Raw genomic sequence first — 21,151 nt, 5'->3', positions numbered from 1 at the left:
CAGTCTTTTATTCTCGCATATTTCCTAATCGTCCCGCTTATATCCTTTCCATCCGTAATAGGCACAAAAGAGGAAGCAGACGAGGGGAACGAGGTAAGCGATATGATATGTCTCTGGAAACTTGTGCATGATGAATGCAGTGAGCTGTGGAATCATCGCGTTGCCCACGATGGCCATCACGAGAAAAGCAGAGCCACTTTTGGTCTGCTCGTCCAGTCCTGCCAGTGCCAGGGAGAACTGTGTCGGATAGATGATGGACATGAAGAAAGACACACCCATCATGCACACCACACCTGCCAGCCCGCCAAACACCGCAATCACCAGGCAGAGCAGCACATTGGCGAGGGCATAGACCAACAGCATGTTGTGAGGCAGGAACCGCCCCATGAGTGCCGTGCCGATCCATCTGCCCAAAAGGAAGAAGAGCATATAGATGCCGAACAGCGTAGTCGCCGTAGCCTCGCCGATGCCGGCATAGGAACAGCAATATACCAGGAAGAGACTGTTAATAGCTGTCTGTCCGCCATTGTAGAAGAACTGTGCGATCACTCCCCAGCGCAGATGACGGATGCGCAAAACAGAGAAGTCAATGAGCTTGGTATGTGGTACTTTCGTCTTGGAAGTCCTGGCCGCCTGCCTCCGCCTCATGGTCTCCATCTCGTCGGCAGTCTTGGGCAGACGCGTGAAGACGAAGATACCCGCCGTCAAGACAAGGACACCGCCTAAGGTGAGGTAGACATGGGAAAAACGCCCGCTGCCCAGGACGGCCTTACTGAGAAACATCGCCGCGATGAAAGCTCCCAGTCCGTTGATGGCTTGAGCAAGGTTCAGCCGCCGTGGCGCTGTCTCAGGATTGCCGAGCTCCGTGACATAGGGATTGGCGGCCGTCTCAAGGAAACACATGCCCGTAGCGATGACAAAGAAGATGGCAAGATAGACACCATATATATTGATCTCTGAGGCAGGGAAGAAGAGAAAAGCACCTGTTGCGGCCAGACACAGTCCGAATATGATGCCCGCCTTGTAGCTGAACCGCTTCAGAAACATCGCAATGGGGATAGGACAGACAAAATAGGCCAGCCAGTAAGCACTCTCAGTAAAGGAGGCTTCAAAGGTGTTGAGATGGCATTGGTTCATGAGTTGCCGGATCATCGTGGGAAGCAGGTTGCTGCTCAAAGCCCACAGGAAGAAGAGGACGAAGACAAGTGCCAATGCCAATCGACGGTTGTTGTTCTTAGGTTTCATTCTAACACGGTCTTTATATGTTTCATTCTGACATATTCTTTATATATGGTAAGTCCGGCAGTTTTCCGAATCCGTAGAAGTCGTGCGCATTCTTTCCGAGGAAGGCTTCTTTCTCCGTTTCGGACATCTCCGGGGATTTGGTGATGAAGTCATACGACATCTTGTAAGTGATGGCCGTGATCGTGCGAGGATAATCACTGCCCCACATCAACTTGTCCCAACCTACCCAGTCGGCAGCCTGGCGGATGCGTCTGACTGCGGTAGGGAAAGGATAAAACTCTGAATGATAAAGCCAGGTGATGCCGCCGGACTCTATCCTGACATTGTCACCGAGACGGGCCAGCATGACTTGCTGACGGAAAAATGGTGTCGTAGGCATTCCAAAATGTCCAATGGCTATTTTCAGCCGTGGACATTCCTGAATGATCTCTCCCATCTCGCCAATCTGCTGCTCGTTGTCGGCAAGACACATCGAGAGGACGAGCTGTTGCGTCTCCATGTATTTGAACATGGACATCATGCTGAAGAGCGATTTGCCATGGAGTCTGTGCCCGGGGACGGCAATCCCCCGCAGCCCCAAAGCCTTCACCTTCTCGGCCTCGCTGAGACGGAAAGCCATTCCCATCCCAAAGAATCGGGTGGGATACCGCTTCTGTACTTCGGAGATATACTCGTTTTGGTTGCCGTCGATGACTTCCTGCACCACCACAGCACCGCCTACCTGGGCGTAATCCATATTGGACAGGAATACCTCGGCAGTGTTTCGCCCGTCGATCATGAAAGGGGGAAGCATCTGCACCTCTTCCCCGAAGAACGCTGAGCGGGAGCCGTTGGGCGAGAGTGTGCGGATGCGTTGTCCATCCACGACCGTGTCTTGCTTGAGCCAAAGATGACTATGTGCGTCGATGATCATATCTTTATCGTCTATCTTCCATCAATTAAGTATTTTCCCAAGTCACGCGTCTCTGGTCACCGATGAGGTTCTGTACGGCTTTTGCCAGTTTCGAGTCAGGCTCTGCATTTGCCCATTCGATGTTGCGTTTCACATTGCCTGGGTTGGCAGAGGAGAAAAGAGTACTTGCAATACGAGGGTTGCTGATGCTGTATTGCAAGGCCACTCTCTCTATGGGTTCATGGTGCTCCGCGCAGTATTGCGCCGCCTTGGCGCAGGCGGCAACAAGCGGCTTGGGAGCAGGGTGCCAGTCGGGCACGCCACGCGAGGTGAGAAGCCCCATGGCAAACGGTGAGGCATTGATGACACCGATGCCATGCTGCTCATAGAAGTCGAGCTCATCGGCAAGTGCGTCATCGCTCAGACAGTAGTGGCAGAAGTTGAGCACTGTTTCCACAGTACCATCTTCCACATGTTCGACCACCCATCGCAAGTTGACCAGTTGCAGGTCTGTGATGCCGACGTGTCTGACCACGCCCTCTTTTTTCAGCTCGTGCAGAGCCGGCAATGTCTCGTCGACAACTTTCTGCAGCCCGCCCGGCAGATGGCTTTGAAACTCAATGTCGTGAACCTGTATCACGTCGATATAGTCTACGTGCAGTCGTTCCAGACTCTCATACACACTTTCTTTCGCCCGTTTTGCGCTATAGTCCCACGTGTTGTGTCCGTCGACGCCATAGCGTCCTACCTTGGTAGTGAGGAAATACTTGTTGCGGGGGATGAGAGGCAGGGCCTTGCCAAGTACGGTTTCTGCCTTGTAATATCCGTAATAGGGACTGACATCGATGAGGTTGATGCCCCCTTCTACAGCAGCCAGCACAGCCTCTATGCTCTGCTGCTCTTTTGTCTCATGGAACACGCTGCCCAACGAGGAAGCACCGAATCCGAGAGCCGACACTTTCATGCCGGTTTTGCCTAATTCTCTGTATTGCATATAGGTTGATGAGCTTTCCGTTGTTAGTGTTCAATAGGTCCTATTGTCTGGGTTGACGGGCTGTGCAGCCGTGTCTTTGTCGTTGTAAAGATGGAAGATTCTTTCCATCATTGTCCACTTTTCATTGCTGGTGGCACCGGGTCTGCTGCGCTGGAACTTGCCTACCGTCTCTTCCCACTCTGCCTGCCGGGGCATGGTGGCGAGACGTGCCATGGCCGTGTCCCAGTCGAAGTCAGCAGGCGCATCGACGATCATGACGAGTCTGTCACCGACGATGTACACCTCCATCTCCAAGATTCCGACGGCACGTATGCCGTCGCGTATCTCTTTCCAGTGCACACTCTCGGAGTGAAGCCATCTGTAGGTACGGATGGCCTCCGGGTCGTTGACCAGGTCAAGTGTCTGAACGTAGCGCTTGACAGGCTGACCATATTGTTGTTGTTGATAACCTTCCATGTAGCTTTGCTTTGATAAACTGCTGCAAATTTACATGAAATGCGGTAAGCGGGGCTCATACAATTTTGCCACACAATAGGATAAAATTGTTATTCTTAGGTCAGTTCATCCGTCAGCTCATCGTCTGTCGGTAGGCCATTGGGGTCATGCCGGTGATCTTTTTGAAAAGTCGGATGAAATAAGAATGATCGTTGTACCCCAGGCTATAGGCGATTTCCTTAACCGGTTTTTCCTCGGTGAGTAGCAGCAACTGTGCGCGCTCCACTTTTTTCCGGTTGATATATTGCAATGGTGGCATTCCGAATGTCTTGGCAAAGTAACGGATGAAATAGGTTTTTGACATGCAGGCAATGGAGGCAAGGTCATCGATGTTGATCTCTGTGTATATATTCTCGTGGATATACTTTAGTGAAGCATCCAGTCGCTTGTCCTCTGTCCACATTTTCGGTTTGGCGTGTTTGACGAAATGTGAGAATAGGATGAGTATGCTGCCCCTTAGTTCCAGCTTCTGGTAGAGTGGCATTTGGTTGTAACGGTGCACATATCCAATGAACTTCGTCATGTTGTCATACGCCGTCGGATTGCTTGTGGGCAGCTTGGCATCAGGATGCGTTTTACAGATGTTGGCGAAGATATGGCTTTCATAGCCTACAGCCTTCACTTCTATCGGAAAGTCGTAGAGGTCGAAGATGTCGGATTCCTTCTTGAAGCCTTCGTAAAGATGAAGGTAGTAATGTGTGAATTTTCCGTGGCATTCGTAGCTGTGTCTCGTGTATGCCGGCACAAGGTAGAGATAGCCAGGGCGCAGGTCTACACACTCGCCGGGCATGTGCAACCGTGCGGCACCTTCCGTACAGAGGTAGATGCGGGTAAAGGGCGACGACACGTTTTGCCAGTTCCAGTCGCCATTGTGACGTGCCAGACCGACATTGAGCATTTGTAAGTTCAGAGACTCGATAGGAAGCATGTGATGATCATAGATAAAAGGTAGAACGCTGCAAAGATAAGAAAATAAATCGTAAGTGATCCTACTCTTGTTCAGAAATGTCATTTTTGTGCTATTCTGAAACAATATATTCCTATTCGTTCATCAGAGTAATCCCGTAACTTTGCCAAAATTACCAAATAATCATTATCACCTATCATATTCTTAAAACTATATGAAGAACAAAATCTATTTACTCTCAATTGCAACGCTGTTGTGTGCCTGTAATGGAAAAGAAGACATTGCGCTGTTTCCACAGGTCAACAACGAGTACGATCCGGGGAAGCCAACACTTCTGACGGACATTGAACCCAAGTATGGCGGCATCAACACGCCATTTATCGTTAAAGGCAACTTTGGTGACAGTCTCAGTCACATGAAAGTGTACTTCGGGAAGAAGTATGCTGTACTGACCAGAACCAATGGCAGCACGATACTGGGTTTGGTTCCAAAGTTGAATGCCGGGCGACACCCTATCTCAGTTGTCTGTGGTAATGACAGCGTGACACAGGACAGTGTCATCTTCAAGTATGAGCAGACCAAGTCGGTGAAAACCGTTGCCGGAGCTTTTGGCGACGAAAAATTCCAAGACGGAGACTTGAACACGGCTCGTTTTAAGGAAGTGTCGAACATCGCTACGGTCAAAGGCACAAATTCCGACAACGTCATCGCCGTGGAATCGTGGTGGAACGCACGCGTGAGCCTCATCTCGCCCGAGGACAACAGTGTAGTAACGCTCTCCACGTCACACAGTTTCGGCACGCCCGCCGTGGACAACACACGCGAGAAATTCTATCTGCTCTCGCACTGGTCCGAGGACCGCACCATCTATTCCTATTCACGCGCGGAGAACTATGCAGAGAAGAACACGGGTATCACGATCACGAGGAACGATATGCCCGGGCAGATTTGGTCGGGAGCTTTCAGGGAGAACGACGACCAGCACCTCTTTCTCTTAGACACAGAATGTAATTTCTGCGAAGTGGATTTGGAAAACCGTACTTACAAGAAGATTCCTTTGACCGGTGACAAGCCCAATGATTTCCGCGACCGATCACAATTTATCTACAGCAAATACCACCATTGCTTCTTTGCTTCCTTTTATCAGATGGCGGGCATTTACCGCATCTATGAAGACAACAATGCACAATGGCATATCGAGAAATACGCAGGATTTAATGGTGCAGGAACGGCAACAGGACACAGATTGAAAGACGCTCAGTTTATTGAGCCCTACGGAATGACGGTCACCTCCGACGGTGACATCTATGTGATCAACCGTGCCGGAGCCTTCATCAGCCGCATATCGGGCGACTATGTCAAGACCGTAGCCGGAAAACCTGGAGTAGGCGGACAGGTCAACTCTGACACAGAACCGCTCGACGCACAGTTCAACTCTCCACAAGATATAGCCGCTGACAGTGAGGACAACTTCTATATAGCCGGCGGATGGGACAGAACAGTGAGAAAACTGAGCATTGAATAACCCTAAAGAACAAACGACATGAAACAACATATCCTTATGACCTTGATGGTGCTCTGTCTCTCTTGGCTCAGCGTCGCCGCACAAGGCAATCTCACCGTTTCCGGACTCGTCATGACAGAGAAAGGTGAACCCATTATCGGTGCTACCATCAGTGTGAAAGAAGTACCCGGAAAAGGTGTCGTCTCAGACTTGGACGGACACTTCAAACTGACAGATGTCGAACCCGGACAAACACTCAGCATCACCTATATAGGCTTCAAGCCTTATACGCAAAAAATAGAAAAGAGCGACGAGCGCTTGCGCATCGTGCTTAAAGAAGACTTGGGCGATCTCAACGAGGTGGTCGTCGTCGGACAAGGCACACAGCGAAAAATCTCAGTTACCGGCGCTATCACCAATGTAGACGCAAAGGATCTGCATGTGCCTGCGACATCGGTGAGCAACATGCTGGGATCGCGCGTGCCGGGTATCATCAGCGTAACACGAAGCGGTGAGCCGGGAAACGACTACTCTCAATTCTGGATTCGCGGTATCAGCACGTTCGGTGCCAATTCCAGTGCGCTGGTGCTCATCGACGGTATCGAAGGAGACCTCAACAGCCTTGACCCGGAAGACATAGAGAGCTTCTCGATCCTGAAAGACGCTTCCGCCACAGCCGTATATGGTACGCGCGGTGCTAACGGCGTGGTGCTTGTCACCACACGAAGAGGTAAGGCAGGAAAACTGAGAATCGACGGAAAGATCAACGTCAACTACTCTTACTCGCCCCGTATGCCGGAGTTTGTCAACGCTTATGAATATGCCAGCCTTGCCAACGAGGCAGCTGTGTCACGTGGCATGGATCCTATCTTCAACGCAGTGGACATGACGCTCTTCAAGAACGGCATGGATCCAGACCTGCATCCCGACGTCGACTGGCATGATGTCATCTTGAAGGATCATACCTGGTATCAGCAGGCTCACTTCAGCGCTTCCGGCGGTGGTCAGGTAGCCCGCTATTACCTCAGCTTGGGAATGCTCAACAAGGACGGTATCTTCAAGCAGGACTCTAAATACAAAGACAAGGACTCAAACGTCAAATTCCGGCAGTATAACTTCCGCGCCAACGTCGACGTGAACCTCACACGCACGTCAGTCCTCACGCTCGGACTGGAGACGACCATCCACGACAAGAACTATCCGGGATATGGCGACAGCAGCAATGACCTGTGGAATGCCTGCTCTACACTGACGCCGATCACTGTGCCGCTGATCTACTCCAACGGTGATTTCCCGGCATACGGTTCAAACAACAATCAGATCAGCCCTTACGTATTGCTCAACCGCACCGGCTACCGCCAGTTCTACGGCAACAACACCAAGCTGAACCTCTCGTTCCAGAAGGATCTGAGTATCATCACCAAAGGACTCTCCACAACACTGCTCTTCAACTTCGACTCTAACTCCAATCTCTCTGAACGACGCACGAAATGGCCGGCTCTTTACTATGCTACTCAGCGCAAGCGCAGCGGCGAGCTGGATCTGAACAAGGTGCGTGACTATCAGTCACAGCAATACAGCAACGACAAGTATGTCGACCGCAAGTTCTACTTCGAGGCACATCTCAACTACGATCGTCTTTTTGGCAAAGACCATCGCGTAGGAGGACTGATCCATTATTATATGTCGGACTATAAGTCATCTGGCAACACCACCTTGCTCGATGCCATCCCCAAACGCTATATTGGCCTCTCCAGCCGTGCCACCTATTCTTATAAGGACACCTATTTCATTGAAGGCAACTTGGGCTATACAGGTTCTGAGGCCTTTGAGAAAGGACATCGGTTCGGACTTTTCCCAGCCATTTCCGGAGGATGGATTCCCACACAGTATGCTGCTGTGCGCAAACTCGTACCCTGGCTTAGCTATCTGAAATTCCGTCTCTCCTATGGTGAGGTGGGCAACGACCGCATCTCGGGCTCTCGTTTCCCCTACCTCTCACTGATGGGCTCCGGCGATTCCGGGCCTTGGCAGTCAGGCACAGGTATCACGGAATCACAAGTAGGATCAAACAACCTGAGATGGGAGAAAGCTGTCAAGCGCAACTTGGGTATCGACATGAAGCTCTTTAATGAGCGTATCGACCTGACCGTCGACTTCTACCGTGATGTCCGCTCGGGTATCTACCAGCAACGCGCCAGCATTCCGGCAGAAATGGGACTGGCTTCCCTGCCCTATGCCAACGTGGGAAAGATGAAGAGCTGGGGCGTTGACGGACATATTACCTATACCCAGCCGTTCTCTCCCGATGCAGGTATGACGCTGAGAGCCAACTTCACACAATCGAAAAACAAAGTGCTCCAATATGAGGAGACTGTAAAAAGCTATCCCTATCAATACACGGCGGGATATACCTGGGGCATTCAGCGCGGCTTGGTCGCCTTGGGACTCTTCAAGGATGAAGAAGAAATCAGGAACAGTCCACGACAGACCTTTGCCAGTGATGTGCTGCCGGGCGACATCAAATACAAGGATGTCAATGGCGACGGCGTGATCAACTACGACGATCTGATACCACTGAAATACAGCAATGTGCCACAAATCCAGTATGGCTTTGCTACCGAGTTCTATTGGAAGAACTGGACGCTGAGTGTGCTCTTCGGCGGTGTCTCGCGTGTGCAATACTATGTCGGCGGCACAGGCTTCGTACCCTTCGAGCAGAAGGAGACCGGCAATATCCTGAAGATCGTTGCAGATCAGAAAAACCGCTGGACGGCTGCCAGCTTCTCGGGCGATCCCACTACAGAGAATGCCAACGCACGTTTCCCCAGACTCTCTTACGGATCAAACGCCAACTCCACCATTGGGTCTACCTTCTGGCTGCGTGACGGCAGCTATCTCAGACTGAAAAACGTACAACTCACCTACACGTTCAACAAATCGTGGTTGCGTAAGCTCTACATGACAGGTGCCTCGATCAGTCTCATCGGCGAGAATCTCCACTTGTGGGACCACGGCGACAAGATCTTCGACCCGACACAGGCCAGTGGCAACGGTGCTGCCTATCCATTGCAGCGAGTCTACACACTGCAACTCAACGTATCATTCTGATCTATTATCAACTGAAAACAAACAACTATGAATATTCGTAATAAAACGCTCACACGAAAGACGGTGGGATGGGCACTGGCTCTTCTGCCCTGCGCAGGAATGACTGCCTTGAGCTCCTGCGAGTCTTTCCTTGACATCAACAGCTATATCAACGACCAGGTCACTATCGACTCGGTCTTCACGTCTAAAACACGTGTACTGCAATACATCAACGGTGCTGCGTCATTTCTCCCCGACGAGTCCAAGATCTTCTCCATAGGCTCGTACTCGCCCAGCGGACTGGCCGCCGATGAGGCTATCGTGCCTTGGGCAGACTGGAATCATCGCGGCTCTTATCTCATGGTCGACGAGGTGACGGTCAACGATGTCAAGGGCTACGACCCTTGGGAAAATTACTACAAGGGCATCCGTAAAGCCAACATCCTCATCAAACGCATACCAGAATGCAAGGAACTCACCGACTTGGAACGACGAGACTACATGGGACGGGCTTACTTCCTCCGTGCCTATTTCTACTATAGTCTCATGCGACTCTATGGCCCTGTGCCCATCGAGCCCGACGAGCCATACGCCAGTGACACAGAGGCGTCTACAGCGTCAGTAGAGCGGGCAAGCTATGATGATTGCGTGGAATATGTCTGCAATAACTTTGAGAAAGCAGCCGAATACCTGCCCGTCAGCCGTGAGAAAGCTTATCAATATGTTCCCACACAGGGAGCCGCACTGGCCTTTGAGGCCCGGCAACGTCTCTACTGGGCAAGTCCGCTCTTCAACGGCAATACATATTATGCTGACTGGAAACGCTCCGATGGCACCAACTTCATCTCGCAGCAGGAAGACAAGAGCCGATGGGGAAAGGTCGCCGCACTCTACAAGCGGATCATCGACATGAACAAATACGCCTTGAATACAGTCGAGAAAATCGCTACTACCGACCATGTAGCCGGCACGCTGCCCCTGCCTTCGACGGTGTCGAAAGAGCCGTTCCCCAATGGCGCAGGAGACATTGACCCGTACAAGAGCTACAAAAGTATCTTCGACGGAAGCATCGAACCGGAGCATAACAAGGAGCTTATCTATTTCTGCCCACGCAGCGATGCAGACGACTGGACTTTCTATCCCAACCCTTTAGGCGGTATCAACGGATTCAGTGTCACACAGGACATGGTCGACTCTTATCGCATGGCAGACGGTCGGCAATATAGTGAGGCTACTGATGAAGAAAAATCATGGAGAGCCGTGGGGCAAGGAAAGACTTTCTCGGAGGATTATGTGCTTGCACCGGAACGGGCTCACCGCGACGACAACCGCGAGCCTCGCTACTATGCCAGCATCGGATTTAACTATTGCGTCTGGCCTTGCACGTCCTACACGGGTACCGAGGCCAAGAAGAACTTCGTGGCCACATATTATAAAGACGGCAACAGCCAACCTACCGGAACGATCAAGGTGGATTACAACCGACTGGGCTATACCTGCAAGAAATATGTCAATCAGGAGGACATCATGCATTGGCAGGGCTCACGCAAGCCCAAGACCTATCCCATCATGCGCTATGCGGAAGTGCTGCTCGGCTATGTGGAAGCCATGAACGAGATGACGGAACCCTATACTGACCCTGTAAACAAGATCACTGTCAGCCGTGATGTACAGCAGATGATGTTCTACTTCAATCAGATCAGATATCGTGCAGGCCTGCCCGGCATCACCACGGCAGAGGCTTCGGACTACGAGACCATGAAGAAACTCATCAAACAGGAGTGGAAAGTGGAGTTTGCCTTTGAAGATCACCGCTACTACGATCTTCGACGCTGGAAAGACGCGCCCGATGCCATGAACAAGCCGGTCACCGGTCTCGATGTCAGCGCAAAGATGGCGGAGAGAGAGCAGTTCTATACCGTACGCGTGTGGAATACGGAAAAGACGATGAAGCGCGTGTTTAAGAATAAAATGTATTTCTATCCTATTTCCAAAACGATTCTGCAACGCAATGGAAAACTGGTACAGAACCCAGGATGGACCGATTAACCTATAAAAGACAAAAGCATGAAAAACTATATTTTTGCAACGATCAGCCTGGCTGCCGCACTGCTCTTCACCGCTTGCGATCAGGAAGCGCCCATGGACACGGACCTGTATCCGCAAACCGCCTACATCGTGGGTGCTCATTATCGGATCATTGACGAGTATCTCGACTTGAGCTATGAGCAAGACACGGTCAATATCTCTGTGGCCATCAGCGGCAACCGCTCCTTGGGGAGTGACGTAAAGGTGACTTTGGAAGAGTGCCCGGAAGCCATCGACACCTACAACCAGCGTGAGGTTTCGGCACGAGCCAGACAATATCGTCCTCTAAGCACAGACATCTATCAGATTCCGTCGTATGATGTCACGGTACGGAAGGGGGAAGTGTTCCACACCTTGCCCGTCTATGTCAACCCGTCGTCGCTTCACTGCGACTCGCTCTATATGCTGGCCTTCAGAATAGCTGCGACATCCATGTACGAGGCAACCAAGATCGACACCGTCGCCCTGTTGCGGATGAATCTTGTCAACAAGTATTCGGGACAGTACTACATGAATGGTGTCATCAAGAACGTGGACAATCCCAACGACTCGCTGGTCTATGTCATGCCGAGACAGCTCACGGCTACGAAGGACGGCAGGACGGTGAGAATGTTCCATTATGATAATGAGTGGGTGGAAGGAAGCAGCAACGATTATCGTCCCACATCCACATTCATGATTACAGTCAACGATGACAACAGTCTCACGCTTCATACCTGGGACAAGTTCGACCTTGTAGAGGGTGGAGGAACATACTACCCGGAGATGAAGGTGTACGACATCTGGTATGTCTACCGCGACAAAGGAAAGACATGGCGCGCCGAGGGCTTCTTGTATAAAGAGAGGAAGAACAATACAGAGCAACACGCCATCAACGACTGGATGGAACTGATGCGGGCCAAGAAAAGTAAATAGTGGTAAACCGATCATGAAATAACAGCGGTGCCTTTTGGTACACCGATTCATGAAATAACAGCGGTGCCTCTGCACGTGACAGGCAGAGACACCGCTGTTGTGTTTACGCGTGCCGGTGTATGCTCTTTGACAGCAGTTCATAGAGCTGCCGGAGCTCGGGATCATCGGCGAGGAGGGCGGACTGTGCGGCGATGACGTTCTCATCGTAGCGGACGGCGGGACCCGTCTGTGCATCGTGGGGCGAGAGGGCGTGTACTTTGCGCGCCGTCTCGTCGATGAGCGGGAGCATCACGTCGAAAGGCAGATGATGGGCGGCAAGGATACCGGCGGCAATGTCGTAGCAGTGGTTGACGAAGTTGCACGCCCACACTGCTGACAGATGCAGGTACTTGCGGTCAGCGGTCGACAAGGGATAGACGCAGCGGGAGATGGACTGCGCCAATGCGGCGAGCCGTGTGTGGGCGGTCTCATCGTTCCATTCGATGAAGGTGGGGATAATGCTGAAGTCCACCTCACGTGCTTTCGAGAAAGTCTGCATGGGATAGAAGACGCCATAGTGCGGAGCCTTGTCCTTGAAGACATCCATAGGCATGGAGCCGGCGGTGTGGAGGAAGACTTTCTCCGTAAGGTCGCCGCCCGAAGAAGTCAGTGAGTGGGTCAGTTCCGCGATGACATCGCGCAGTGCCTTGTCCTTGATGGAAAGGATATACACGTCGGCGCGGTTGTCGATGGTCGTCAAGTCGGTTGTCGCAGGACAGTCGAGGATGGCGGCTAAAGCTTCTGCTGAGGTTGCCGTGCGGCTGTATACCTGCAGAATGTCGTGTCCGGCCTTTTTCAAAGCCTTGCCCAAGTTGGTGGCAAGGTTGCCGGCTCCTATCAATACGATTTTCATAATAATGAGCCCCCCTCTAACTCCCCCCGAGGGGGGAGGAAGTCGATACCATTAAATACCTTACTTAGCAGGAATGGGCGAGTATGGGGTGGGCTCTCCTCCCCCCTCGGGGGGAGTTAGAGGGGGGCGCTTGTTGTTTACATAGCTCAGTGCGGCACCGATAGCCGTGCAGAACTCACTGCTCTTGGGTATGATGAAGCGCACGTTGTAGAGTTCTTCGAGTTTAGGGAAGAGCTCGTTGCACTGCGGCAGTCGTGAGAGGTTGCCGATGAGCACGAAGTCGCGGATGCCGCTGTTGAGTGAGCTGAGGATAGATGCTGAGCCGATGGCCTGCAGCACCATACAGATCAGACCCTTGGCGATGTCCTCGCGGCTGGCGTTGCCCTGTGCGTTGGCGAAGAGGCTGGCGGTGGCGTCCATGGGCAGACCCGGTAGCGGATGCGCCGAGATGTCGCCGATGCTTAGGTTGATTTTCCGTGTGTCACCCTGCATGGCCATCTCAGAGATCTGCTTGATGTCGTCGGTTTGGAGTAGCAGACGGCTGAGGCCGTTGAGCGTACCGCCGCCGATGCCGATGCCGCCGAGGTGGCGGATGGCACCGTCCTGATAAGAGACGAGCGACGTACCCGTTCCCATCGACACCACGATCATGCGGTTGAGCTTCGACTCAAAGGCCGCGCCGAGTCCGTCGGCGATGAACTCTTCGACTTTCTGCGTGGTGAGCCCGTAGATAGGACTGTTGATATATGCTGCGCCGACGCCGGTGAGCATGACGCGCTCCACGTCATCGAGGGCGATGTCGTTGTCGTGGAGAAACTTTCCGAAGGCACCGTAGAGCGAGGTGACGGGGTCGGTGGCTTTGATCCACAGGGGCGAGATGACCTCGCCGCCGCGGATACCTACTATCTTTGTCGTGGAGATGCCCACGTCGATACCGATTGCTATCTTGTTCATGATCGATGTTGTTGTTGTTGATAGGGATTATAGAGGCTATAGAAGCTATAGAGACTATAGAAGCTATAGAGCCTATAGAAACTATCTAACCCTTAGAGACAGTCTACGATGTCCTTGGCCACATCGCGTTTGCTTTTCTTCGGGAAGTCGCGGCGACGGCCGTCGCGCGAGATGATGGCGATCTGGTTGTTGTCGCTGCCGAAGGTGGTGTCGGGGATGCGCGTGGAGTTGAGGACGATGAGGTCGGCATTTTTCTTCCGTAGCTTCTCCTCGGCATTGTGCACCTCGTTGTTTGTCTCGAGGGCGAAGGCCACAAGCTTCTGCCGGCTTGTCTTCATCTTGCCGAGCGCGGCGGCGATGTCCTGCGTGGGGAGCAGGTCGATGTGGAGCCCATCCTTGCCCCGCTTGATCTTTTGGTCAGCAACCGTCGCCGGTTTGAAGTCAGCGACAGCGGCGCAGAGGATGGCCGTGTCGCAATGCGGAAAGGCCTCGGTGGCGGCGTGGTACATCTCTTCACAGCTCTCCACGTCAATGCGGTGGATCGCCGGTGAGCACTGCAAGGCCACGGGTCCGGCGATGAGCGTGACGTCGGCTCCGCGTTGCAGGCATTCCTCGGCGATGGCGAATCCCATCTTGCCTGAGGAGTAGTTGCCGATGAAGCGCACGGGGTCGAGCTTCTCATAGGTAGGTCCGGCGGTGATGAGCACATGCTTGCCGGCGAGGGAGCGCGCCACGGGGGTCTGGCAGCTGCAGTTCGCGGCTTCTTCCTGAACAGTCGCCCCGGCGTTTCCTGCTTTGGTCTCAAAATATTCGTCGAGCGCGGCGATGATGTTCTCCGGTTCCTCCATGCGTCCCTTTCCCTCCAGTCCGGAAGCGAGGAAGCCCGAGCCCGGTTCGATGATATGATTGCCATAGCCGCGCAGCGTCTCTAAATTGCGTTGCGTGGCGGGATGACGGTACATGTCTAAGTCCATGGCGGGGGCAATGAAGACAGGCGCTTTCATGGAGAGGTAGGTGGTGATGAGCATGTTGTCGGCGATGGCGTTGGCCATTTTGCCGATACTGCTTGCCGTGCAGGGCGCGATGAGCATGGCGTCGGCCCAGAGTCCGAGATCCACGTGGGAGTGCCACGTGCCGTCGCGCTGTGCGAAGAAATCACTGATGACGGGCTTATGGGTCAGTGCGCTGAGCGTGACAGGAGTGATGAACTCCTTGCCCGCGGGCGTGATGACGACCTGCACCTCAGCCCCGCGCTTGACGAGTCCGCGGATGATCAGGCATGATTTATAGGCGGCGATGGAGCCCGTGATGCCCAATACGATTTTCTTTCCTTTTAGCATTTCGCTGCGAGTTGAAATGAATAAATGAGCTTGGTCTTTACAGACAATTGCCTTATTGGCTACAAAGTTACAAAATAATTATATAACTTTGCACTTGTAAAAGAACTAATCAACATGGGTTATTTAACAACAGACAAGAAAAAGATTACAACAAAGACTATTTTGGAAATGAAAGCCGCAGGGGAGAAGATTGCCCAGATGACGGCTTACGACTTTACGACGGCTGGCATTCTCGACCGTGCGGGCATTGACGCGATCCTCGTCGGTGACTCTGCCTCGAACGTGATGGCGGGCAATGCCGACACGCTGCCGATCACTGTGGACCAGATGATCTACCATGCGCGCGCCGTGGCGCGTGCGTGCCAGCACTGCTTAGTGGTGTGCGACATGCCGTTCGGCTCTTATCAGGTGAGCCGTGAGGAGGGTGTGCGCAATGCCATCCGCATCATGAAGGAGACAGGTGTCGACGCCGTGAAGATGGAAGGCGGAGCGTCTATTGCCGACACGGTGCGTGCCATCGTGCAGGCCGGCGTGCCTGTCGTGGGACATTTAGGACTCACTCCGCAGAGCATCCATAAGTTTGGCGGCTATGGTCTTCGTGCCAAGGAAGAGGCTGAGGCGCGTCAGCTGCTCGCCGACGCGCATGCCCTCGACGAGGCCGGTGTCTTTGCCATCACACTCGAGAAGGTGCCTGCCAAACTCGCCGCGCAGGTCACTCGCGAGGTCAAGGCGGCTACGATCGGTATTGGCGCTGGTCCCGATACTGACGGACAAGTGCTCGTCTATGCCGACGCACTGGGCATGACGCAAGGCTTTAAGCCGAAGTTCCTCCGCCACTTTGCCGATGTCTGCCAGTGCATGACCGACGGTGTGCAGGCGTATGTGCAGGCCGTGAAAGGTGCTGACTTCCCCAACGAGGAGGAGAGCTACTAAAAAAAGCCTCACCCCCTGAAACACAGCCTCACCCCCAACCCCTCTCCAACAGCCTCACCCCCAACCCCTCTCCAAAGGAGAGGGGAGTGATATGTTAGATAAACAATAGCTGCCTCACCCCCCTGCCCCTCTCCAACAGCCTCACCCCCAACCCCTCTCCAAGGGAGAGGGGAGTGATATGTTTGATAAACAATTATTTGAGCATGAAGAAGAATTCCCAAAAGGACACACTTTCGCCATTCCCTTCGCCCGCAGAGCATTCTACTCCCCTCTCCCTCGGAGAGGGGCAAGGGGGAGAGGCTGTAGAGGGGTTGAGGGTGAGGCTGTAGAGGGGCATGGGGGTGAGGCTGTTATCCTCTTAGCCAGTTCTCCACGATCTTGCTGCCCATCGGTGTGAGTACGCTTTCGGGGTGAAACTGTATGCCGTGGATGTTGTAGTGCAGGTGTCGCAGTCCCATGATCTGTCCGTCGTCGCTGACGGCAGTGACCTCGAGGGCGGCGGGGAACTCCGTGCGGCTGACCACCCAGCTGTGGTAGCGTCCCATGAGCAGTCGCTTGGGCAGTCCGTCGAAGATCGGGTCGTTGCCAAACTGTGTGCCCTCGGTGGCAACGCCGTGATACACCTCGCTGAGGTTCTCAAGTTTGGCACCGAAGACCTCGCCGATGGCCTGATGACCGAGACACACGCCGAGCATGGGCTTGCGGCCGGCATAGGTCTTGATGACGTCGAGGAGGAGTCCTGCCTCGCTGGGGATGCCCGGTCCGGGACTGAGGATGATTTTGTCGAAGGGCTCCAACTGGCCGAGCGTGAACTGGTCGTTGCGGTAGACCTCCACCTCGGCACCTAATTGCTTCACCAGATGCGCGAGGTTGTACGTGAAGCTGTCGTAATTGTCTATGATAACGATTTTCATATCATTCTGGTATTCTCAAATTCTTGATGGAATAAGTCTGTTTCTGCCGCTTATTCGTACTTTGAATTTCTGTTCTTCTCTACGTTTTTATAGCTTCTCAGCAATCTTGATGGCCTTGACGAGAGCACCGAGCTTGTTGTTGCTTTCGTTGAGCTCATAGGCGTCGTTGCTTTTTGCCACCACGCCGCTGCCGGCCTGGAACCACAGCTCGCCGCCACGGCTGATGAAGGTGCGGATGACGATGGCCTGGTTGAGGTTGCCGTTGAGTCCGATGAAACCGATGCATCCGCCGTAGGCACCACGGTTGTGGGGTTCCATGTCGCTGATGAGCTGCATGGCGCGCACCTTAGGCGCACCCGAGAGCGTGCCGGCGGGGAAGGTGTCGAAGAACGCCTTGATATGGTCGGCACCCTTGTTGAGCTTACCGCTGACGCGGCTGACGAGGTGGATGACGTGGCTGTAGAACTGCATGTCTTTATAGAAGTCCACCTTCACGTCGTGGCAGTTGCGGCTCAGGTCGTTGCGTGCGAGGTCCACGAGCATCACGTGCTCAGCGTTTTCCTTCGGGTCGTTGCGCAGGAACTCAGCAGCCCGGCGGTCCTGTTCGGCATTGCCCGTGCGCTTGGTAGTACCGGCGATGGGGTCGATATACGCCGTGTCGCCCTCAATGCGGTTGTGGGTCTCAGGGCTGGAGCCGAAGATGCGGAAGCCGCCGAAGTCGAAATAGAAGAGGTAGGGCGACGGGTTGATGGAGCGCAGGGCGCGATAGAGCTTGAAGTCGTCACCCTCGTAGCGCTGGACAAAGCGTCGCGAGATGACGATCTGGAAGACGTCACCGCGCAGGCAGTGCTTGACGCAGCGGCGGATGTTGGCCTTGTGCTCCTCGTCGGTGAGCGTGGAGGTTGCCTCGCCCACTGGGTGGAAGCTATAAGGCTTCACGCTCGCCTTGTTCACCGCGCGCTGCAAGTCAGCGAGCTGGCGGTCGCCGTCGTCGCTGTTCTCGGCCAGGGTGATGAACGTCATCGTGTTGTTGAAGTGGTCAAAGACGATGAGATCGCGGTAGAGGATATAGTAGATGTCGGGGGCGTCGTTCTTCGCCATCGTGGTGTCCTTGACCTCGATGTTCTCGAAGTAGCGCACAGCGTTGAAGGCCGTGTAGCCGTATAGTCCGCAGAAGTTTGCGCCTTCGCCCTCGATATGGAAGCGATGGATGAAGTCGTCGAAGTCCTTGACGATGGCGAGCTTGCAGGCTTCTCCCTTTCCGGGTCCTGTGGCGGGCAGCTCGTGTTCCTCGGTGGTGCCGTCGGGCAGTGTGACGATCGTCTTGCCGTGGCTGACAGCGATGGATGCGATCGGGTTGATGCCGATAAACGAGCGTGCGTTTTCCGAGCCGTGATAGTCCGAGCTCTCCATCAGCGCGCTCTGTGGATAGATGTCGCGCAGCCGCATGTATACGGCAACGGGTGTATAGAGGTCGGCGAGAATCGTTTGTGAGTAGACATTAAACACTACCTCGCCCACACCAGCCCTTACAGCCTCACCCCCATGCCCCTCTCCAAAGGAGAGGGGAGTAGAATGTTCGGCGGGCGATGAAGCCTCTGCTTGTTTTCGTTCTTTGTCTTCCATATTTATAATCTTTGCTATTCTATTCTTTATTTCTGTTTTTTCAGTTCTGTTTATCTAACATACCACTCCCCTCTCCCTTGGAGAGGGGTAAGGGGGTGAGGCTTTTTTAAAACTTTCCATATTCTTTCGCCATGTCTTTGTGAGTGAGATAAGTGTTCATGTCCTTGTCGCCACGTCCGCTGACGGTGAGCACCACCACGTCGGAGGGTTTGAAGGACAGTTTGCGGAGGGCAGCGACAGCGTGTGCGCTCTCGATGGCGGGTATGATGCCCTCGGTGCGTGTGAGCTCATAACCGGCATAGATCGCCTCGTCGTCGTTGATGGCGAGCACCTTTTCGCGTCCCTGCTGTGCGAGATAGGCGTGCATGGGTCCGATGCCCGGGTAGTCGAGACCGGCCGAGATGGTGAATGCCTCCTTGATCTGTCCGTCGTCGGTCTGCATCACCAGCGTGCGTGCACCGTGGATGATGCCCTCGGTGCCACAGTGCATGGTGGCTGCCGTGTAGTCGGTGTCGATACCGTGGCCGCCTGCTTCGGCAAGCACAATCTTCACGCGGTCATCGTCGACATAGTGATAGATAGTTCCGGCGGCGTTGCTGCCACCGCCCACGCAGGCGATGAGATAGTCGGGATAGTCACGTCCGATCTTCTCCTGTAGTTGCCACTTGATCTCTTCGCTGATGACGCTCTGCATCTTCGCCACGATGTCGGGGTAGGGGTGCGGGCCCATCGTGGAACCGACGAGGTAGAAGGTATCCTCGGGATGGCAGCACCAGTCACGGATCGCTTCCGAGCAAGCATCGGAGAGCGTCATGTTGCCGGTGGTCACCGGATGCACCTTTGCGCCAAGCATCTTCATGCGCTCCACGTTGGGATGCTGTCGCTCCACGTCGGTCTTACCCATGAAGATCTCACAGTCCATGCCGAAGAGCGCGCAGACCGTGGCTGTTGCCACACCGTGCTGACCGGCGCCGGTCTCAGCGATGATGCGTGTCTTGCCCATCTTGCGGGCGAGGAGTATCTGTCCGATGGCGTTATTGATCTTGTGCGCTCCCGTGTGGTTGAGGTCCTCGCGCTTGAGATAGAGCTGGCAGCCATAGCGCTCGCTCATGCGCTTGGCGTAGTAGAGTGGTGAGGGGCGGCCGGCGTAGTCGCGCAGCAGCGTGCGGAACTCCTGCTTAAACTCCTCGCTCTCGATGATCGGCAAGTAAGCATCTTGCAGGTCGTGTACACATTTATATAATATCTCTGGGACATAGGCTCCGCCAAACTGGCCGAAGAAGCCATCCTTTGTTGGGTTGGTCAAATCTTTCATCATTTATTTCTTTAAAGCGTCAAACAATAGGTCAAGGGCGCGGTCCGGGTCTTTTGTCTCGTTGAGCAGCGTGACGAACTTCGAGCCGATGATGGCACCGGCGGCATTCTGCTGTGCGCTCTCTAAGGTCTGCTTGTTGCTGATGCCGAAGCCGATCATGCGCGGGTTGTGGAGATTCATGGAGTTGATATGACGGAAATAAGCCTGCTTGGCCTCGCCGAAGTTAGACTGTGCGCCCGTGATGTTTGCCGAAGACACCATATATATAAAGCCGTCGGTGTGCTCATCGATGAAGCGGATGCGCTCCTCACTGGTTTCGGGTGTGATCATCATGATCACACGGATGTCGTATTTGTCAGCGATGGGCTTCACCACATCCATGTAGTCCTTGAAGGGCAGGTCGGGGATGATACACCCGCTGGCACCGCTCTCCACACAGCTACGGAAGAAGTCCTCCAAGCCATAGTGCATGATGACATTGAGATAGCCCATCATCACCAGTGGGATGGTGACCTGGTCTTTGATGGCTTTCAGTTGCGCGAAGATCTTCTTGAGCGTAGTACCATTCTTCAAGGCTACTGTGCCCGCACTCTGAATCACCGGGCCGTCGGCCAGTGGGTCGCTGAAGGGAATGCCCACCTCGATCATGTCGATGCCATGACGCTGCATGGCGAGGATCACGTCGGCCGTTCCCTCCAATGTCGGGCAGCCGGCGCAGAAATAGAGCGACAGCAACTTGCGGTCGCCACGGGTAGAAAAGAGTAGGTTGATCTTATTAGCCTCACCCCTTGCAGCCTCACCCCCTTGCCCCTCTCCAAAGGCGAGGGGAGTAGAATGCTCTGCGGGTGCAGCCTCACCCCCTATCCCCTCTCCGAGGGAGAGGGGAGTAGAATGCACTGCGGGTGCAGCCTCACCCCCATGCCCCTCTCCGAGGGAGAGGGGAGTAGAATGCTCTGCGGACGTTATGTGTTTCTCTCTTAGTTTTCTTTCTTTGTCTTCCATATCTTTAATCTTTATTGTTTTTGCTTTTGTTATTGTGTTCTTTTT

Annotated in this window: 17 protein-coding genes; 5 read left to right on the top strand and 12 right to left on the bottom strand. The window is 53.7% G+C overall.

Translation table 11 applies throughout. The features are described from left to right. Positions 1-24 precede the first annotated feature (24 nt). The 5 genes from FYJ73_RS12565 to FYJ73_RS12545 form a co-directional block, all read right to left on the bottom strand. Positions 25-1,245 (bottom strand): sugar MFS transporter, encoded by a 1,221-nt coding sequence (locus FYJ73_RS12565; protein ID WP_154535068.1) that lies wholly within the window; start codon positions 1,243-1,245, stop codon positions 25-27. Between the two features lie 22 nt (positions 1,246-1,267). Continuing rightward, the gene (locus tag FYJ73_RS12560) at positions 1,268-2,158 is read right to left on the bottom strand and encodes an amidohydrolase family protein (protein WP_154535067.1); all 891 of its coding nucleotides are present in this window, start codon (positions 2,156-2,158) and stop codon (positions 1,268-1,270) included. A 25-nt stretch (positions 2,159-2,183) separates the two neighbouring features. Next, entirely contained in the window at positions 2,184-3,131 is a 948-nt protein-coding gene (locus tag FYJ73_RS12555) for an aldo/keto reductase (protein ID WP_154535066.1), read from the bottom strand. Positions 3,132-3,161: 30 nt separating this feature from the next. Then, positions 3,162-3,587, bottom strand: coding sequence for an L-rhamnose mutarotase (locus tag FYJ73_RS12550; protein ID WP_154535065.1), 426 nt, complete (start codon positions 3,585-3,587; stop codon positions 3,162-3,164). A gap of 112 nt (positions 3,588-3,699) precedes the next feature. After that, on the bottom strand, positions 3,700-4,554 hold the full coding sequence (locus tag FYJ73_RS12545) for a helix-turn-helix domain-containing protein (RefSeq protein WP_154535064.1): 855 nt from the start codon (positions 4,552-4,554) through the stop codon (positions 3,700-3,702). 193 nt (positions 4,555-4,747) lie between these two features. On the opposite strand from FYJ73_RS12545, the gene FYJ73_RS12540 reads away from it, so the two are divergent. The 4 genes from FYJ73_RS12540 to FYJ73_RS12525 are packed head-to-tail and all read left to right on the top strand — an operon-like array spanning position 4,748 to position 12,130. Beyond that, positions 4,748-6,058 carry an IPT/TIG domain-containing protein gene (locus tag FYJ73_RS12540; protein WP_154535063.1) on the top strand — a complete coding sequence of 437 codons (1,311 nt, stop codon included), beginning with the start codon at positions 4,748-4,750 and terminating at the stop codon, positions 6,056-6,058. Positions 6,059-6,076: 18 nt separating this feature from the next. Continuing rightward, entirely contained in the window at positions 6,077-9,148 is a 3,072-nt protein-coding gene (locus tag FYJ73_RS12535; RefSeq protein WP_154535062.1) for a SusC/RagA family TonB-linked outer membrane protein, read from the top strand. 27 nt (positions 9,149-9,175) lie between these two features. Continuing rightward, on the top strand, positions 9,176-11,176 hold the full coding sequence (locus tag FYJ73_RS12530) for a RagB/SusD family nutrient uptake outer membrane protein (protein WP_206081774.1): 2,001 nt from the start codon (positions 9,176-9,178) through the stop codon (positions 11,174-11,176). Between the two features lie 18 nt (positions 11,177-11,194). After that, positions 11,195-12,130 (top strand): BT_3044 domain-containing protein, encoded by a 936-nt coding sequence (locus FYJ73_RS12525; protein ID WP_154535061.1) that lies wholly within the window; start codon positions 11,195-11,197, stop codon positions 12,128-12,130. Positions 12,131-12,233: 103 nt separating this feature from the next. Here the strand turns inward: FYJ73_RS12525 and FYJ73_RS12520 are convergent, their stop codons facing one another. From FYJ73_RS12520 to FYJ73_RS12510, 3 genes are all read right to left on the bottom strand, one after another. Next, positions 12,234-13,022, bottom strand: coding sequence for a Rossmann-like and DUF2520 domain-containing protein (locus FYJ73_RS12520; RefSeq protein WP_154535060.1), 789 nt, complete (start codon positions 13,020-13,022; stop codon positions 12,234-12,236). Between the two features lie 60 nt (positions 13,023-13,082). After that, positions 13,083-13,976, bottom strand: a complete 894-nt coding sequence (gene coaW, locus FYJ73_RS12515; RefSeq protein WP_154535059.1) for a type II pantothenate kinase — start codon at positions 13,974-13,976, stop codon at positions 13,083-13,085. A gap of 92 nt (positions 13,977-14,068) precedes the next feature. Next, the gene (locus FYJ73_RS12510; RefSeq protein ID WP_154535058.1) at positions 14,069-15,316 is read right to left on the bottom strand and encodes a bifunctional phosphopantothenoylcysteine decarboxylase/phosphopantothenate synthase; all 1,248 of its coding nucleotides are present in this window, start codon (positions 15,314-15,316) and stop codon (positions 14,069-14,071) included. A 114-nt stretch (positions 15,317-15,430) separates the two neighbouring features. On the opposite strand from FYJ73_RS12510, the gene panB reads away from it, so the two are divergent. Next, positions 15,431-16,249: a 3-methyl-2-oxobutanoate hydroxymethyltransferase gene (gene panB / locus FYJ73_RS12505; protein ID WP_154535057.1), complete on the top strand. Its 819-nt coding sequence runs from the start codon at positions 15,431-15,433 to the stop codon at positions 16,247-16,249. 350 nt (positions 16,250-16,599) lie between these two features. Here the strand turns inward: panB and FYJ73_RS12500 are convergent, their stop codons facing one another. From FYJ73_RS12500 to trpA, 4 genes are all read right to left on the bottom strand, one after another. Next, a complete protein-coding gene (locus FYJ73_RS12500; RefSeq protein WP_154535056.1) occupies positions 16,600-17,163 on the bottom strand; it encodes an anthranilate synthase component II in 564 nt (187 codons plus the stop codon). Between the two features lie 87 nt (positions 17,164-17,250). Continuing rightward, positions 17,251-18,612: an anthranilate synthase component I family protein gene (locus FYJ73_RS12495; RefSeq protein ID WP_419471154.1), complete on the bottom strand. Its 1,362-nt coding sequence runs from the start codon at positions 18,610-18,612 to the stop codon at positions 17,251-17,253. A gap of 283 nt (positions 18,613-18,895) precedes the next feature. Further along, a complete protein-coding gene (gene trpB, locus FYJ73_RS12490) occupies positions 18,896-20,107 on the bottom strand; it encodes a tryptophan synthase subunit beta (protein ID WP_419471153.1) in 1,212 nt (403 codons plus the stop codon). Next, positions 20,108-20,875: a tryptophan synthase subunit alpha gene (trpA, locus tag FYJ73_RS12485; protein WP_336509610.1), complete on the bottom strand. Its 768-nt coding sequence runs from the start codon at positions 20,873-20,875 to the stop codon at positions 20,108-20,110. Positions 20,876-21,151 lie beyond the last annotated feature (276 nt).

Origin of the sequence: Hallella mizrahii (genome assembly GCF_009695775.1) — a bacterium.
Taxonomy (GTDB): Bacteria; Bacteroidota; Bacteroidia; order Bacteroidales; family Bacteroidaceae; genus Prevotella; species Prevotella mizrahii.
The sequence above is the reverse complement of the archived record's forward strand: the minus strand, read 5'-3'. Positions and strand labels throughout refer to the sequence as shown.

Excerpts from the sequence above, each read along its gene's own strand:
- FYJ73_RS12565 (WP_154535068.1), bottom strand. The coding sequence starts at position 1,245 with ATGAAACCTAAGAACAACAACCGTCGATTGGCATTGGCACTTGTCTTC.
- FYJ73_RS12560 (WP_154535067.1), bottom strand. The coding sequence starts at position 2,158 with ATGATCATCGACGCACATAGTCATCTTTGGCTCAAGCAAGACACGGTC.
- FYJ73_RS12555 (WP_154535066.1), bottom strand. The coding sequence starts at position 3,131 with ATGCAATACAGAGAATTAGGCAAAACCGGCATGAAAGTGTCGGCTCTC.
- FYJ73_RS12550 (WP_154535065.1), bottom strand. The coding sequence starts at position 3,587 with ATGGAAGGTTATCAACAACAACAATATGGTCAGCCTGTCAAGCGCTAC.
- FYJ73_RS12545 (WP_154535064.1), bottom strand. The coding sequence starts at position 4,554 with ATGCTTCCTATCGAGTCTCTGAACTTACAAATGCTCAATGTCGGTCTG.
- FYJ73_RS12540 (WP_154535063.1), top strand. The coding sequence starts at position 4,748 with ATGAAGAACAAAATCTATTTACTCTCAATTGCAACGCTGTTGTGTGCC.
- FYJ73_RS12535 (WP_154535062.1), top strand. The coding sequence starts at position 6,077 with ATGAAACAACATATCCTTATGACCTTGATGGTGCTCTGTCTCTCTTGG.
- FYJ73_RS12530 (WP_206081774.1), top strand. The coding sequence starts at position 9,176 with ATGAATATTCGTAATAAAACGCTCACACGAAAGACGGTGGGATGGGCA.
- FYJ73_RS12525 (WP_154535061.1), top strand. The coding sequence starts at position 11,195 with ATGAAAAACTATATTTTTGCAACGATCAGCCTGGCTGCCGCACTGCTC.
- FYJ73_RS12520 (WP_154535060.1), bottom strand. The coding sequence starts at position 13,022 with ATGAAAATCGTATTGATAGGAGCCGGCAACCTTGCCACCAACTTGGGC.
- coaW (WP_154535059.1), bottom strand. The coding sequence starts at position 13,976 with ATGAACAAGATAGCAATCGGTATCGACGTGGGCATCTCCACGACAAAG.
- FYJ73_RS12510 (WP_154535058.1), bottom strand. The coding sequence starts at position 15,316 with ATGCTAAAAGGAAAGAAAATCGTATTGGGCATCACGGGCTCCATCGCC.
- panB (WP_154535057.1), top strand. The coding sequence starts at position 15,431 with ATGGGTTATTTAACAACAGACAAGAAAAAGATTACAACAAAGACTATT.
- FYJ73_RS12500 (WP_154535056.1), bottom strand. The coding sequence starts at position 17,163 with ATGAAAATCGTTATCATAGACAATTACGACAGCTTCACGTACAACCTC.
- FYJ73_RS12495 (WP_419471154.1), bottom strand. The coding sequence starts at position 18,612 with ATGCGGCTGCGCGACATCTATCCACAGAGCGCGCTGATGGAGAGCTCG.
- trpB (WP_419471153.1), bottom strand. The coding sequence starts at position 20,107 with ATGATGAAAGATTTGACCAACCCAACAAAGGATGGCTTCTTCGGCCAG.